This window comes from Bradyrhizobium sp., from assembly GCF_049798375.1.
GTDB lineage: Bacteria > Pseudomonadota > Alphaproteobacteria > Rhizobiales > Xanthobacteraceae > Bradyrhizobium.
Map to the genome: position 1 here is coordinate 1 of NZ_JBARGP010000422.1, position 14,453 is coordinate 14,453.

Consider the following 14,453-nt stretch of genomic DNA (forward strand, 5'->3'; position numbering starts at 1 on the left):
TCCTCAGCGCCAATGGTACTATGGCTCAAGCCCTGGGAGAGTAGGTCGCTGCCAGGCCTGCAAAGGACAGATCAAAACCTCTTCACATCCAACACAAAATACGCCGCTCCCGCCCACAAGCCGGAGCGGCGTTTTTGCGTTGGGCAGCGACGGTCATCGCGATCGCCGTCAGAACCGGTCAAGCCAGAATACAACGCCGCGCGCCGCAATCGCGACCGTCATCACCAGCGTCAGCAAGAACCCGAAGCCGGCGAGGCCAATTGCTTCATGCGTGAGATATCGCGCGGCTTCACTGGCACCGCCATCACTTGACCATGCGAGCTGCGAGGCAGGCGCTCCAAACGCCGACGAATCGACATCTCGGTATCCGTTGTCCACATCAATGCGGTCGCAGCGCAGGCTGAATCGCAGCACAGCCATCGCGGCCGAAAAACGGGCGATTTGAAAGTAAGGCCTGCCGATCAAAAAGATCGCAACGATCGAACCGAGCGAGGGTCAGTCATTCGCAACAGATCAAGCGATTGAGAAATGACCGATCACAGCAATCTCCTTCTCGAGCCCGATCGTGGACCGGAGAAACTGTCCCGCAGGAATTTCATCGCAGCCTCCACCGGCCTTGCGGGAAGTCTCGTCGCAGGACAGGCGGTCGCCGGTTCGCTCGCCGACGTGCCGCCGCGCGAGCCCGGCGCCGATCTCGGCGGTCACAGCGAGCGGTCGCAATATGTCAAGATCTCCCGCATTCCAGAAGCCGGTCCCGGAAAGCGTAATGTCGATCCGAGCGACGCGATCAACTCGAAGACGCCGCTCGACAAGTTGTTCGGAAACATCACGCCGTCGGACCTGCACTACGAGCGCAGCCATTCCGGCGTGCCGGATCTCGATCCTGCCAAGCACCGGTTGCTAATGCATGGTATGGTGGGAAAGCCGCTGGTCTTCAGCGTCGACGATCTCAAGACGATGCCGTCGGTCACGCGCGTGGTCTTCATTGAATGCACCGGCAATGGCTGGGAGAACTGGAAGAAGGCCGACGAAAACCTCACGGTGCAGAATACGCATGGTCTGGTCAGCACCAATGAATGGACCGGCGTGCCGCTCAAATTCCTGGTCGATCTGGTCGGCAAGGATCGCGGCTCCAACTGGATGCTCGCCGAAGGCGGCGACGCCGCCGGCGTTGCCCGCAGCATTCCGCTGACCGACGAAATTCTCAACGAGGCGTTCGTAGCCTATGGGCAGAACGGCGAGCCGCTGCGGCCGGCGCACGGCTTTCCGATGCGGCTGGTGATGCCGGGCTTCGAGGGCAACCTCAACATCAAATGGCTGCGCCGCTTGAAGTTTGGCGATCAGCCGTGGATGACGCGCTGGGAGACGGCGCGCTACACCCAGCTTCAGGCCAATGGCAAGGCCACCCAGTTTCAGCTTCGGATGGACACCAACTCGGTGATCACCGCGCCATCCGGAACGATGGTGATCAAGCCGGGCTATCAGCGGATCACGGGATTGGCCTGGAGCGGGCATGGCAAGATCATCCGCGTCGAGGTCTCGACCGATGGCGCGAAGACCTGGCAGGACGCGCAGCTTAGTCTCCCGGCACTGCCGAAGGCACAGAGCAGGTTCGAGACGGATTGGAACTGGGACGGCACGCCGACCAAGATCGTCAGCCGCTCGACCGATGACAAGGGCAACGTTCAGCCGGACCGGAAGTCTTTTATCGACGCGCAGGGAAGCAACGCGCTGTTTCACTACCACGCGCAACAGACCTGGAGCATCGACGGCACCGGGAGGGTTCGCAATGTCCTCGACTAGCAAAACACTGTTCGCCGGCGCCGTTGTTCTCGCGCTGATCTCTCCCGTCCTCGCCTATGATTTCGGCCGCCCGGCGACGCCTGCCGAGATCGCGCTGTGGGACATCGATGTCAGGGCCGACGGCAAGGGCTTGCCGCCAGGCAGCGGCACGGTGGCGAAAGGCGAGCAGGTCTTCGCCGAAAACTGTGCGGCATGCCACGGCGACAAGGGCGTCGGCGGGATGAAGGACCGCTTGGCGGGCGGGCAGGGCACCCTGGCCTCGAACGCGCCGGTGAAGACCGTCGGCAGCTTCTGGCCCTATGCCACCACGCTGTTCGATTACATTCACAGGGCGATGCCCTACCAGGCGCCGGGCTCGCTGAGCAATGACGATACCTACGCCGTCGCCGCCTATATCCTAAGTCTGAATGGCATCCTGCCGGTCGACGGCAAGCTCGACCGAGACAGCCTGCCGAAGATCAAAATGCCCAACCGCGACGGCTTCGTGCCGGAGCCGAAGTTCGACCCGGCCAAACTGTTCAAGAGGAAGTGAGGATGAGGTTCGCAAGGACGATCATCTTCGCATGGATCGCAATGACGTCGTTGTTAGGAGAGACCGCCATGTCCGCCGACGGATTGATCACGATGCGCAGCAGCTTTGGACCTGAAGAAACCATGAAGCGACTGGAGGCCGAAGTCACTGCCAAGGGCATGACGGTGTTTGCCCATGTCGACCACGCCGCCGGCGCCGCGGCGGCCGGCCTGCCGCTGCGGCCGACCGATCTTCTGATCTTCGGTGCCGCCAAGGGCGGCACGCCGTTGATGCAGGCGGCGCAGACCATCGGCATCGACCTGCCGCTGAAGGCGCTGATCTGGCAGGACGAGGCCGGCACCACGTTTCTATCCTACAACGATCCGGCCTATCTCGCGCATCGGCATGGCGTCGGCGATGCCGGCAAGCCCGTTGTCCATGCGATGTCGGGTGCGTTGAAGGCGGTCGCAGCCAAAGCAACCACGGCGCCATGAGGGCGAACGAAGTGAACGGCGGGATCCGGCTGTGGCCACAATCCGTCGTCGCTTCGACAAAGCGATCTGCTGTTTGGCCATTGAGCCGCGTCAACGCATCTGTGCCGGGGACACGACGAACGCTACAGCCAGCCGCGCTCGCCAAATGCCGAGAGATCAGTGCCCGGAGGCGCATACCATCCGCCCGAGCCGTAACGGGCGCCGAGCTTAAAGGCGACCTCCTTGTTGCCGTAGGGAATTCGAAGTGGTGTTCCTGTTATCAGGCATGGCTGAGCGGGAGCCGGTGGAACGGCGACGGCGTCGTCCTTTCGTTTCCGAGACCTCATCCGCGGCGACGTCAATTGAGGGGCGATTGATTTCGCGGGCCTCAAAGTGGCGTCGCGGCCGCTCTTGCGGCGTTTCGTTCGTTTGCGTGAGTCAATCCACGCGGCCATTGCAGCCGAGCTGGACTTGGCCTCGTCCGGGATGACGATGCCTTGGGCGGATGCGATCTTGCTGGCGTATGACAACTGCGCCGGACTGGCCGATTTTGGTTCGCGCTTTCCTGCGGTTTCACGATCGGCTTTCTTTGGCGCGTGCTGTCTGAGAAACGCGCTACAGATTGACATCGACGTCTTGTAGCCGGGCGGCGGCTTGATGCCGTTTTGCCGCGCGAGACTGTCGGCATAGCGCTTCATCGCGGGCGTGGGAGGATATGCTGTATCGTTGTTGCCGAATGCGGCACCCGGCAAGGACGGCCCTCCGGTGGCAGCGCCTTCGACGAGCTTGCCGATGATGCGTTCGGCGACATGACACACGGCGTCGATTGCGCCGACCATCTCCTGCTTGCCGACGACGACATCGTCGAGCAGGCATTCGAGTTGCGCCGTCGCGCCCGGATCGACCAACGCCGGATCTGCCTGTTTGAGAATGCCAAACAGCGACAGCCCGGCTTCGGTCGGCACGATGTGCTTTCCCTGGGCAATCAGAAAACTCTGTTTCTTCAACCCGCCGATGATCTCGGCCCGGGTTGCCGGCGTGCCGATGCCCTTGGCTTCCTTCAGGCGGTCGCGCAGAACTTCATCCTCGACGAAGCGCCAAGCATTTTGCATCGCCTCGATCAGGGTACCTTCGTTATAGCGCGGGGGCGGCCGGGTCTCCTTGTCCTCGATTTTGGGATTCCGCAGTTGCGCGGTCTCGCCGTTTCGCAATAATGGCAGCAATTGCACCTCGCCCTTTTCGTCGGCGGGCTGCCAGTCCGGGAATGCGGCGCGCCAGCCGAGATCGATGGGCTGACGGCCGGCGGCGCGGAATTCGAAGCCTCGCACATCGAGCATTGCGGTCGTCTGCCGGTAGCGGAAGTCAGGCATCAGCATGGACAGATAGGCGCGTGCGATGACGTCGAACAGCTTCTGTTCGTCTGACGACAGACGCGGCCAGATTTCGCGCAGTTTGTCGATCGTATTGACGTTGGGAATAACGGCATGATGGCTCGCGCCCTCGATCCCCTTGTCGTAGAAGGCGCCGCTTGCGCCCTTGCGGATGACCGGCGGCTCGGGGGCGGGGATCGCACTGAACGATGGGTTAACCTGCAGTCCGGCCAACATCCGCGGCACGTCCGAAATCAGGCTCTGCGGCAAATAGCGCACCTCGGCGCGAGGGTAGGTGATGATCTTCTTGCCCTGGCCGTCATAGAGCTGCTGCGCCACCTCGAGCGTTTTGCTGGCCAGCCAGCCGAAGCGGGAACTGCATAGTTTCTGCAGCGATGGCAAATCATGCAGTTTGGGTGGTCCTTGACGCTTGTCCTCGACGCGCACGGCAAGCGCGCCCGCGAAGCCTTCGGCTGCTCTGACGACGTCCTCCGCGATCTCGCGTCGAACGATCCGGTCCTGCGGCGCGTGCCGCATCTGGAATTGGCCTCCCGCCACCTCGGCCGTGGCGACAATTTCGAAATAGGATAGTGGAACGAAGTTCCGGATTTCCAACTCGCGCTTGCATACGATTGCGAGCGTTGGCGTCTTCACACGTCCAACCCCGATCACGCGTCGCGTACCCCGACCCAGGGTGACGGTTGCAGTCCGCGTGAGCGACAGGTTGTAGATCTGATCGGCCTGCCGGCGCGCGACGGCGGCGGCGTAAAGGCGTCCATATTCGGTATTGGGCCTTGCCCGACTGAAGGCGTCCCGGATGGTCTGCGAGTCCTGTGCCGTAAACAGGACCCGCATGACTTCGCCGCGATATTTGTAATGTTCGAGAATCTCCTGACCGATCAGCTGACCTTCGCGGTCGCAATCGGTGGCAAGCCAAACCCGCTCGGCCGTACGAAGAGCCTCGCGAATGGCCTTGAGCTTGGACGCTTTATTGCCGCCCTGTGCCGGGCGCGTGGCGTAAAGACCGTCCGGTCGCAGCAGGATCGGCGACCAGCGCTTCCAGGCCGGTACGACATCCTCGGGTTCGAGCAGGTCAAACAGATGGCCTTCGGCCGGAAGGATATCTCCATAGCGTGGGCCAACAGCGGCACGGACGTCCTTTGCCTGGCTGGTCTTCTCCGTGATGACGATTTGATGAGGCATGAGATTCGGTGGGAAAAGATCGATTCAGCGTGCACGCCATCTCGAACATATAGTGAACATGGCAGATCCGCAAGCTATCGAGCGGGAGGCCGGGATCCTCTTGATCGCGCTTTCCGCCTCCGAAATCCCGTGCTTGCCCGAGCCTCATGCAGCTTCGGAATCGCCATGCGTGCGCCGCGAGATCGAATGCATTACAAGCGGGCACGATTTGGCTAAGTGGGGGCGCCCACCCGGGTGAGTGTTCGTCTTCCGGTGCTTGTAGGGTACCTTATTGAAAGCTCTCGATTACCGATTTTCCGTCGCACCCATGATGGACTGGACCGATCGGCATTGCCGGGTGTTCCATCGGCTGCTGACGCGCCGGGCGTTGCTTTATACCGAGATGGTGACGACGGGGGCCGTCATCCATGGCGATCGCGCCCGGCTGCTCGGCTTCGATGCGAGCGAGCATCCGGTGGCGCTGCAGCTCGGCGGCTCCAATCCAGCCGATCTCGCGACCTCGGCCGGGATCGGCGAGGATTTCGGCTACGACGAAATCAATCTCAATGTCGGCTGCCCCTCCGATCGGGTGAAGGACGGCCGGTTTGGCGCCTGCCTGATGGCGGAGCCGGACCTCGTTGCCGCCTGTGTCGCGGCGATGAAACAGGCGGTGCGGATTCCGGTGACGGTGAAATGCCGGATCGGCATCGACGACCAGGATCCGGAGGTCGCGCTCGACCGGCTGGCGCGCGCGGTGGTCGCGGCCGGCGCCGATGCGCTGATCGTGCATGCGCGCAAGGCTTGGCTGAATGGATTGTCGCCGAAGCAAAACCGCCACATCCCGCCGCTCGACTATGAGCGCGTCTACCGGCTGAAGGCAGCAATGCTTGGTGTGCCCATCATCATCAACGGCGGTATCCCCGATATCGACGCGGCCAGGCGGCATCTTGCGCATGTCGACGGCGTGATGCTCGGGCGCGCCGCCTATCAGGATCCGTGGCGGCTCCTGGCCGTCGATGCCGAGATCTTCGGCGAGGCGCCGGTGTACACGACCATGCAAGCGGCGCTGGCCGCATACGAGCCCTACATCGAGCGCGAGCTTGCGAAGGGCACGCGCCTGCATGCTATCACCCGCCATCTCGTCGGCGCCTATCACGCGGTGCCCGGCGCGCGCGCATTTCGCCGCCACCTCGCCGAGCACGGCGTCAGCCCGGATGCCGGCATCACGGTGTTGCGCGACGCGGTCGCGATGATCGAGGACCGCACCATCCCGGCGCCGGCGGAGGACCTCGCTTTCACCTGGCAGTGATACCGGCTGACCAGGCCGGCGGCGACATCCCTGCGAACTGACGTGGAAGTGATGGGGTGTGAGCTGATTCCAACCGGCCACCCGGCAGGTTTGAAAGCGCGGAGGAGAACCTTGTCGTAAGAGAACCGGAAGGGTGGTTTCGTTCGCGACATCGCTTCATTAAAATCGGTTCCGGACGTGGTTGAATATCCGAATCATAACCCGAGAAGGCGCAGGGTGCGATGATGGCGACAATGACGATCAGCCGGACCATCTGCGTCGCGGCGTTGGCTTGCGCCGTTTCCGCTGTTGGCGGTCAGGCGCGGGCGCAGCAGCAGGGAGGGCCGGCGCCGGCCGTCGGCGTCATCGAGGCTACCAAACGGCCATTTACCGAATCCAACGAGTTTCTGGGACGCATCGAGGCGACCAACCGCGTTAACGTGGTGGCGCGCGTGACCGCCTTCCTCGAGAAGCGCGACTTTGTCGACGGCGCCGAGGTCAAGGCCGGCGACATGCTCTATCAGCTCGAGCGCGGCCCGTTCGAGGCCGATCTCGCGGCGAAGCAGGCGCAAGTTGCGCAACTGCAGGCGACACTGGTCAATGCCAAGCTGACCACCGACCGCGCCAAGACGCTGCTCAGTGGCCCGGCCGGTCAGCAATCCACCTATGATGCGGCGGTCGCCAACCAGCAAAGCCTGGAGGCCCAGGTCAAGGCGGCCGAGGCGCAAGTCGATCTCTCCAGGATCAATCTCGACTACACCCAGATCCGCTCGCCGATCAACGGCCAGATCGGCCGCACCGCGGTCACCGAAGGCAACGTCGTCAGCCCGAGCTCGGGCGTGCTCACGACCATCGTGAGCCAGGATCCGATGTATGTCACGTTCCCGGTCTCGGTGCGCGAAGCGCTGGCGCTGCGCAGCCGCTACGTTCCGCGCGGCGGCTTCAAGGCCGTCGTGATCCGGATCCACTTGCCTGACGGGCGCCTGTACGACCAGGTCGGCGAGCTGAATTTCGTCAACAACACCATCGTGCAGAACACCGACACCATCACGTTGCGCGGCACGATCCCCAATCCACCGCTGAAGGACCAAACCAGCGCGCAAGGCGCGATCCGCGAGCTTACCGACAACGAGTTCGTCACGGTCTCGCTCGAAGGCGTCGAGCCGGTGCAGTTTTTGGCTATCCCGCGCGCGGCCGTGCTGTCGGACCAGCAGGGCGAATATGTCTTCGTCGTCGGCGCCGACAACAAGGCGGAGCAGCGCCGGATCACGCTCGGACAATCGACGCCGACCGTGGCCGCGGTGACCAAGGGTCTTTCCGAAGGCGACAAGGTCATCGTCGAGGGCCTGCAGCGGGTACGGCAGGGCCAGCCGGTCTCACCCGGGCCGGCCAGCGCGCTGATCCAGTCCGTCATGGCCAACAGCAGCGATACCGCCGCGTCGAAATCCGGCGGCGGACTTGGTCCGAACCCTGCGGGCGCCACGCCATGATTTCCTCCGTCTTCGTCGATCGTCCGCGGCTTGCCATCGTCATCGCGTTCGTCATCACGATCGCGGGCGCGCTCGCGCTGCTGCAGATTCCGGTGGCACAATTCCCCGATATCGTGCCGCCGCAGGTCACCGTCACGGCCAACTTCCCCGGCGCGTCTGCGGAGGTGGTGGAATCCAGCGTTGCCCAACCGCTGGAGGCGCAGGTCGTCGGCGTCGACAAGATGCTTTATATGAAGTCGACCAGCGGCAATGACGGCAGCTATACGCTGACCGTCTCGTTCGCACTCGGCACCAATCCCGATATCAACACCGTGAACGTCAACAACCGGGTGCAGACCGCGCTGTCGCAGCTGCCGACCGAGGTGCAGGCGCAGGGCCTGGTGGTCCAGAAGAAATCCTCGGCCGTCCTGCAGTTCGTCGTGCTCTACAGCAAGAACGGCCAGCAAGACCCGCTGTTCATCACCAACTACGCCATCATCAACGTGCTCGACGCGATCTCCCGCACACCTGGCGTCGGCCAGGCCTCGCTGTTCGCGAAGCTGAATTATTCGATGCGGATCTGGTTCGACACGCAGCGGCTGACCAGCCTCAATCTGGCGCCGTCGGACGTGATCGCCGCGATCAGGGCCCAGAGCGTGCAGGCGCCGGTGGGCCGCATCGGCGCGCGGCCGATCTCGAACGATCAGCAGTTCCAGTTCAACGTGCAGACACAGGGGCGGCTGACGACGTCGGCCCAGTTCGGCGACATCGTGCTGCGCGCCAATCCGGACGGCTCGGTGCTGCGGATCAAGGACGTCGCGCGGGTCGAGATCGGCGCGCAGAACCTGGACAGCGAGTCGCGCATCGACGGACAGCCCGGCGTGCCCATGGGCATCTATCTCGCCCCCGGCGCCAATGCGGTGACGACCGCCAAGGCGGTGCAGGCGACGCTCGCCAACCTGTCGCACCGGTTTCCGCCCGGGCTGACCTACGAGGTGCAATACGATTCCACCATCTTCGTCACCGATACGATCCAGGAGGTGCTGAAGACGCTGGGCGAAGCCTTTGTGCTGGTCGTGATCGTGGTGTTCCTGTTCCTCGGCAATCTCCGGGCCACCGTGATTCCCGCGGTCGCGGTGCCGGTCAGCCTGATCGGCGCTTTCGCGGTCCTGCTGGCACTGGGCTATTCGGCCAATACGGTCTCGCTGCTCGCCATGGTGCTTGCGATCGGCATCGTGGTCGATGACGCCATCGTCGTGGTCGAGAATGTCGAGCGCGTGATGGAGGAGGAGCCGGAGCTGTCGCCGGCCGAGGCCACCAAGAAAGCGATGACGCAGATCACCGCGCCGATCATCGCGATCTCCCTGGTGCTGCTCTCGGTGTTCGTGCCGATCGCGTTCATTCCGGGCATCTCCGGCACGCTGTTCCGGCAATTCGCCGTGACGATCAGCGCGGCGATGGTGATCTCGGCGTTGAATGCATTGACACTGTCGCCGGCACTCTGCGCCGTGTTCCTGCGGCATGGTGGTCCGCGGCGCGGCATCATGGGGCGTGTGCTCGGCAGCATCGACTGGGTGCGCGATCGCTACGCCAGCATGGTCCGGCGCCTGGTGCGGTTCGCCGTGGTGGCCGTGGTGGCCGTGCTGGTATTCGCAGCCGGCGTGTTCGGCATTTCGCGGATCACGCCCACCGGCTTCCTGCCGGAAGAGGACCAGGGCGCCTTCTTCATCGCGGTGCAGCTGCCTGATGGCGCATCGGTGGAGCGCACCAGCGAGGTGACCAAGCAGGTCGAAGCCGTGCTCAAGAAGATGCCGCAGATCGACCACGTGCTCTCGATCATCGGCTTCTCGCTGCTCGACGGCGGCAACGAGCCGAATTCAGCCTTCATGGTCGCGCGCATGAAGCCATTCGAGGACCGGCGCGCGGTCACCGACTCGGTACAGGCGACGATCAAGCAGACATTCGGTGCCGGATCGCAGATCCGGCAGGCCAACGTCCTGCCGTTCAACCTGCCGCCGATCATCGGCCTGTCGACGTCGGGCGGCTTCGAATACCAGCTCGACGCGCTGGAAGGGCAGGACCCCGTTGCGCTCGGCAGCGTCGTGCAGGGGCTGGTCGCCGCCGCCAACCGCGATCCGCGGCTGACACGCGTGTTCTCGACCTTCACCGCGACCAATCCGTCTGTTTATCTCGACATCGATCGTGCCAAGGCGCAGGCGCTGGGGCTCGGCATCAGCGATGTCTTCACAGCGCTGCAGGCAACGCTCGGCGGAGTCTATGTCAACAACTTCAATTTGTTTGGCCGCACCTGGCAGGTGAACGTGCAAGGCGAGGCGAGGGATCGCAACGACATCTCGGATATCTGGCAGATCTACGTACGCAACAGCGCCGGCGCGATGGTGCCGCTGCGCTCGATCGCAAGCTTGCGCATCGTCACCGGCCCGCAGGTCATCACGCGTTACAACAACTATCGCTCGGTGACCGTCAATGGCGGCCCGGCGCCGGGCGTGTCGTCCGGTGCGGCGATCGCGGCGATGGCGCAATTGTCGGCCTCGACATTGCCGGCGGGCTATTCCTATGAATGGACCGGCACGGCCTATCAGGAGCAGGCGGCCTCCGGCCAGACCGGCATCATTCTCGCGCTGGCCATATTGTTCGCTTATCTGTTCCTGGTCGCGCTCTATGAGAGCTGGACGATACCGATCCCCGTGCTGCTGTCGGTCGTGGTCGGTGTGCTTGGCTCCTACGTCGCCATCAAGGTTACCGGCTTGGATCTCAATCTCTACGGCCAGATCGGCTTGGTTGTGCTGATCGCGCTCGCCGCCAAGAACGGCATTTTGATCGTCGAGTTTGCCAAGGAACAGCGGGAAGCCGGGCTATCCATCACCGAGGCCGCAGCGCTCGGGTCGCAGATGCGGTTCCGCGCCGTGATGATGACCTCGATCGCCTTCATTCTCGGCCTGCTGCCATTGGTGTTTGCCTCAGGTGCGGCGGAAATCAGCCGCCGCGCCGTCGGCACCGCCGTGTTTGGCGGCATGCTGGCGGCGAGCTCGATCGGCATCTTCCTGGTGCCGATGCTCTACGTGATTTTCCAGCGCTGGCGCGAAGGTGCAAAGAACCGTTTCGGCCGGTCCGGAAGAAAGGCCCATCCGGCGACCGGAAGCACTGAGACATAGGATCGGAGCAGCGTATCGCGGCGATTAGGCCGGCGGGAGCAACTCCGCGACCGCCTTGCGCGCGATCACATTCTCCTCGGGTAGCCCGATCGAGATGCGCACCCAATTGTCGAGCGGCGGCTGCGCGCGGCCGATCTCGATGTTCTGCGCAGCGAGCGCGGCTGCGATGGTCTGCTGCGGCCGGCCGGCATCGAAGAAGACGAAATTGGCGACCGAGTTGGAGAAGCGAACCTTGCGCTCGCGGAACAGCGTGTGCCAGGCCTCGCGCTCGGTGGCTACCTTGTCACGCGTCGAGGCAACGTAGCCCGCATCGTTAAGGCTCGCGGTGGCGGCCACGAGACTCAGTCGGTTGAGCCCGAAGAAGGCACCGATGCCGCTCCGCTTCAACGAGGCGGCGAGGGGCTTCGGTGCCAACGTGTAGCCGATCGCGAGGCTTTTGAGCCCATAGATCTTCGAGAAGGTCCTGAACACTGCAACCTGTGCGCCCTCGCGTACCAGGGCAGCAGCGGTGCGCTGCGCGCAATCCGCTGCGAATTCGAGATAGGCCTCGTCGACGATGACCAGCGTGCGCCGCGACAGCTCGCGCACGAAATCGATGAAGCGCACAGCGTCGCTGACGGTGCCGGAGGGATTATGCGGGTTGACCAGGTAGACCGCGCGGGTCTTGTCGTTGACCTTGGCGGCGAGGGCAGGGAGATCGTTCTCGAGCTTATCGTTCAGGGGAACGCCGATTACCACGCCGCCGGCCGGTGCGACGGCATCGACCAGCGCCGTGTAACCTGGCTCGGAATAGATGAACTCGCCGCCCGGCCCATCATGCGCCGACAGATAAAGGCCGAGCGTATCGAGGATCTCGCCGAGCACGATATGTCCGGGACTGATGCCCTCGTGTTTCGCGATCGCGTTGGTCAGCACGTCGAGCTCCTGGCCGGTGTAGCGGCTGAGGCCTATGAGATCGGCCTTGATTGCGTCGACCGCAAGCTGCGAGGGACCGAACGGGTTCTCGTTCAGCGAAAGACGGATGGGACGCTGCGTGGGTGTAATGGCCATTGCGGGATGCAGGATGTTGAGGGCGGTTGCCGTGCCGAGCAGCAGCCATTCGCGTCGGTTGAGATCAGCCACGGTCCTGCTCTCTTGTTGGGAATGCGGACCGGTTGGATGGACCTCGCAGTCTGTGACCAGCCGTTTCGTCGAGCAAATCAACAAAGCTCAACTTGCGGCATCTGTCACGATTGCGATGGCTACGACCGTAACCGGTGTCGCTAGCCTCGCTCAGGATAGCCATGCAGCATCAGCCGGTCGGAACGAACCTCCCAGCGTTCCAGCCGGTCGAGGAAGCTCATGCCGAGCAGGTTGGTCTTCATCTGGCCGTGTGGCACAACCAGCGCCGGCACCGAGCGTTCCACCAGCTTGCCGATCGCCAGCCGATCGAGCGTCAGCCGTGCCGCCTTGGTGCGGCCACCGGCGGTGTCGACGTCGACATCGTAGTCCAGCAGCTCAATCGGCAGGCCAAGGGCCTTCGCAGTCTCATAGGTCAGCACCACCGACGTCGCGCCGGTGTCGATCACCATCGGCGCGGCGACGCCGTTGATTTTGGCCTTGAGCGCGAACTCGCCGCCCTGGCTGCGCGGCACTTCGACCTCGCTCGCCGCCTTGGCGGCGGCACGATGGCGCAGCAGTTCCGAGACGGTGTCGGAGGCGCGCGCCGCCTGTTCGGGGTCCTTGTAGGCGATCACGGCACCGGCGGTGAGCACCATCGTCAGAAGAACGAGCATCAGCCGGCTCATGATGCACCTCCGGCGACAACGACGGTGCACTCCCTCTCCCCGTTCTTACGGGGAGAGGGTCGGGGTGAGGGGCAGACGCACGAGTGGTGCAAGTGACGAGACCTGTACCCCCTCACCCGATCGCTTCGCGATCGACCTCTCCCCGCAAGCGGGGCGAGGTTGAAACGCGTGCGTGGTGGTACCGCGAGTATGTCAGATAAGTGTATTAGTCGCGCCTCTTGCCCCCCGACATCGGCGGCAGCCCGGCCGCGTGCATGCGCTTCGGCAGCTCCCTCATCAGCGCGCGCCGCTCGTCGCTTGTGATTTTGCCCCAGCGCGCGATCTCCGGCAGCGTGCGGCCGCAGCCGAAGCAGAGATTGGTCCTGGGGTCGATCATGCAGACGGCGATGCACGGCGTATCTTGACTCATGGATATGGTGTTGAGGGTCTTCCGGCGGCGGCGCAAGGACAATCACGTCATAGCCCCGTTCCGGCATTCATGATCGGCTTCAGGCGCAAGCGATGCTTCTCATGGGTGACGGGGATTTCCGGCCCCGGCTGCAGCGGGGCCTCGTCGCGCACCGGGGCCAAGGCCGACATCACGCGTTCCGGCGGGAAGGTGACGATCACCTCGGTGCCGATCCGGATCTTCGATTTCAGCGTGAAGGTGCCGCCATGCATCTCGATCAGGTTCTTGGCGATCGGGAGACCGAGGCCGGCGCCTTGCTCGGCGGATTTGATCGAGTTGGAGCCCTGGCCGAACGAGGCCAGCACGATCGGGATTTCGTCCTCGGGGATGCCTGAGCCAGTGTCGCGCACGCTCAGATACTGGCCGCCGGATGCGGTCCATCCTGCCTTCAGCCAGATTTTGCCGCCTTGCGGCGTGAACTTGATGGCGTTGGACAACAGGTTCAGCACCACCTGACGAATCGCGCGCTCGTCGGCCCAGAGCCGCGGCATGCTCTGCTCGAACACCTCCTGGATGGTGATGCCGCGGCTCGAGGCGCGCAGCTTGAGCAGGTGGTGGCAGTCGGCCACCACGTGCACCAGCGACACGGGTTCCTCGTTGAGCTCGTAGCGGCCGGCCTCGATGCGCGAGAGGTCGAGGATCTCGTTGATCAGATTGAGCAGGTGGACGCCGGAATTGTGGATATCGGCGGAGTATTCCTTGTAGACCGGCACCGCGTGGGGGCCGAAGATCTCGCTCTTCATCACCTCGGAGAAGCCGAGGATGGCATTCAGCGGCGTGCGCAGCTCATGGCTCATCTGGGCCAGGAAGCGCGACTTCGCCACATTGGCAGCCTCGGCCCGGTAGCGCGCCTCGTCGGAGATCGCCTTGGCCTGCTCGAGCTCGCCGATCAGCGCGTCCTTCTCGGCGCGCGCCTCCAGTGTCGCCAGCGTCGTCGAATGCAGCC

12 protein-coding genes are annotated in these 14,453 nt (G+C 63.7%); 6 read left to right on the forward strand and 6 right to left on the reverse strand.

From position 1 onward, the window contains the following. Positions 1-168: 168 nt before the first annotated feature. Entirely contained in the window at positions 169-465 is a 297-nt protein-coding gene (locus tag WA702_RS17815) for a hypothetical protein (protein ID WP_425111853.1), read from the reverse strand. Positions 466-528: 63 nt separating this feature from the next. Here WA702_RS17815 and soxC point away from each other — a divergent pair, with 63 nt between their 5' ends. The 3 genes from soxC to WA702_RS17830 all read left to right on the forward strand — a co-directional run bounded on the left by soxC (position 529) and on the right by WA702_RS17830 (position 2,808). Further along, positions 529-1,803 carry a sulfite dehydrogenase gene (soxC, locus tag WA702_RS17820; protein ID WP_425111854.1) on the forward strand — a complete coding sequence of 425 codons (1,275 nt, stop codon included), beginning with the start codon at positions 529-531 and terminating at the stop codon, positions 1,801-1,803. Next, positions 1,790-2,335 (forward strand): c-type cytochrome, encoded by a 546-nt coding sequence (locus tag WA702_RS17825; RefSeq protein ID WP_425111855.1) that lies wholly within the window; start codon positions 1,790-1,792, stop codon positions 2,333-2,335. Before soxC ends, WA702_RS17825 begins: the two co-directional genes overlap by 14 nt. Before the next feature lie 68 nt (positions 2,336-2,403). Then, the gene (locus tag WA702_RS17830) at positions 2,404-2,808 is read left to right on the forward strand and encodes a DUF302 domain-containing protein (protein ID WP_425111856.1); all 405 of its coding nucleotides are present in this window, start codon (positions 2,404-2,406) and stop codon (positions 2,806-2,808) included. 122 nt (positions 2,809-2,930) lie between these two features. Here WA702_RS17830 and WA702_RS17835 read toward each other — a convergent pair whose 3' ends face one another. Beyond that, a complete protein-coding gene (locus WA702_RS17835; RefSeq protein ID WP_425111857.1) occupies positions 2,931-5,360 on the reverse strand; it encodes a type IA DNA topoisomerase in 2,430 nt (809 codons plus the stop codon). A gap of 271 nt (positions 5,361-5,631) precedes the next feature. On the opposite strand from WA702_RS17835, the gene dusA reads away from it, so the two are divergent. From dusA to WA702_RS17850, 3 genes are all read left to right on the forward strand, one after another. After that, positions 5,632-6,648: a tRNA dihydrouridine(20/20a) synthase DusA gene (dusA, locus tag WA702_RS17840; protein WP_425111858.1), complete on the forward strand. Its 1,017-nt coding sequence runs from the start codon at positions 5,632-5,634 to the stop codon at positions 6,646-6,648. A 233-nt stretch (positions 6,649-6,881) separates the two neighbouring features. After that, complete coding sequence (locus WA702_RS17845; protein ID WP_425111859.1) at positions 6,882-8,117, forward strand: efflux RND transporter periplasmic adaptor subunit; 1,236 nt, start codon at positions 6,882-6,884, stop codon at positions 8,115-8,117. Then, a complete protein-coding gene (locus WA702_RS17850; protein ID WP_425111860.1) occupies positions 8,114-11,272 on the forward strand; it encodes an efflux RND transporter permease subunit in 3,159 nt (1,052 codons plus the stop codon). The genes WA702_RS17845 and WA702_RS17850 overlap by 4 nt, the downstream gene beginning before the upstream one ends. 24 nt (positions 11,273-11,296) lie before the next feature. Here the strand turns inward: WA702_RS17850 and WA702_RS17855 are convergent, their stop codons facing one another. The 4 genes from WA702_RS17855 to WA702_RS17870 all read right to left on the reverse strand — a co-directional run. After that, positions 11,297-12,394 carry a pyridoxal phosphate-dependent aminotransferase gene (locus tag WA702_RS17855; protein WP_425111861.1) on the reverse strand — a complete coding sequence of 366 codons (1,098 nt, stop codon included), beginning with the start codon at positions 12,392-12,394 and terminating at the stop codon, positions 11,297-11,299. A 140-nt stretch (positions 12,395-12,534) separates the two neighbouring features. Continuing rightward, a complete protein-coding gene (locus tag WA702_RS17860; RefSeq protein WP_425111862.1) occupies positions 12,535-13,059 on the reverse strand; it encodes a TIGR02281 family clan AA aspartic protease in 525 nt (174 codons plus the stop codon). Between the two features lie 205 nt (positions 13,060-13,264). Then, positions 13,265-13,468 carry a DUF1289 domain-containing protein gene (locus tag WA702_RS17865; RefSeq protein WP_425111864.1) on the reverse strand — a complete coding sequence of 68 codons (204 nt, stop codon included), beginning with the start codon at positions 13,466-13,468 and terminating at the stop codon, positions 13,265-13,267. A gap of 47 nt (positions 13,469-13,515) precedes the next feature. After that, the coding region (locus WA702_RS17870; protein ID WP_425111863.1) for a sensor histidine kinase at positions 13,516-14,453 on the reverse strand (938 nt) is incomplete at its 5' end.

Coding starts and splice junctions, on each gene's coding strand:
- soxC (WP_425111854.1), top strand. CDS start 529: ATGACCGATCACAGCAATCTCCTTCTCGAGCCCGATCGTGGACCGGAG.
- WA702_RS17825 (WP_425111855.1), top strand. CDS start 1,790: ATGTCCTCGACTAGCAAAACACTGTTCGCCGGCGCCGTTGTTCTCGCG.
- WA702_RS17830 (WP_425111856.1), top strand. CDS start 2,404: ATGTCCGCCGACGGATTGATCACGATGCGCAGCAGCTTTGGACCTGAA.
- WA702_RS17835 (WP_425111857.1), bottom strand. CDS start 5,360: ATGCCTCATCAAATCGTCATCACGGAGAAGACCAGCCAGGCAAAGGAC.
- WA702_RS17845 (WP_425111859.1), top strand. CDS start 6,882: ATGACGATCAGCCGGACCATCTGCGTCGCGGCGTTGGCTTGCGCCGTT.
- WA702_RS17850 (WP_425111860.1), top strand. CDS start 8,114: ATGATTTCCTCCGTCTTCGTCGATCGTCCGCGGCTTGCCATCGTCATC.
- WA702_RS17860 (WP_425111862.1), bottom strand. CDS start 13,059: ATGAGCCGGCTGATGCTCGTTCTTCTGACGATGGTGCTCACCGCCGGT.
- WA702_RS17865 (WP_425111864.1), bottom strand. CDS start 13,468: ATGAGTCAAGATACGCCGTGCATCGCCGTCTGCATGATCGACCCCAGG.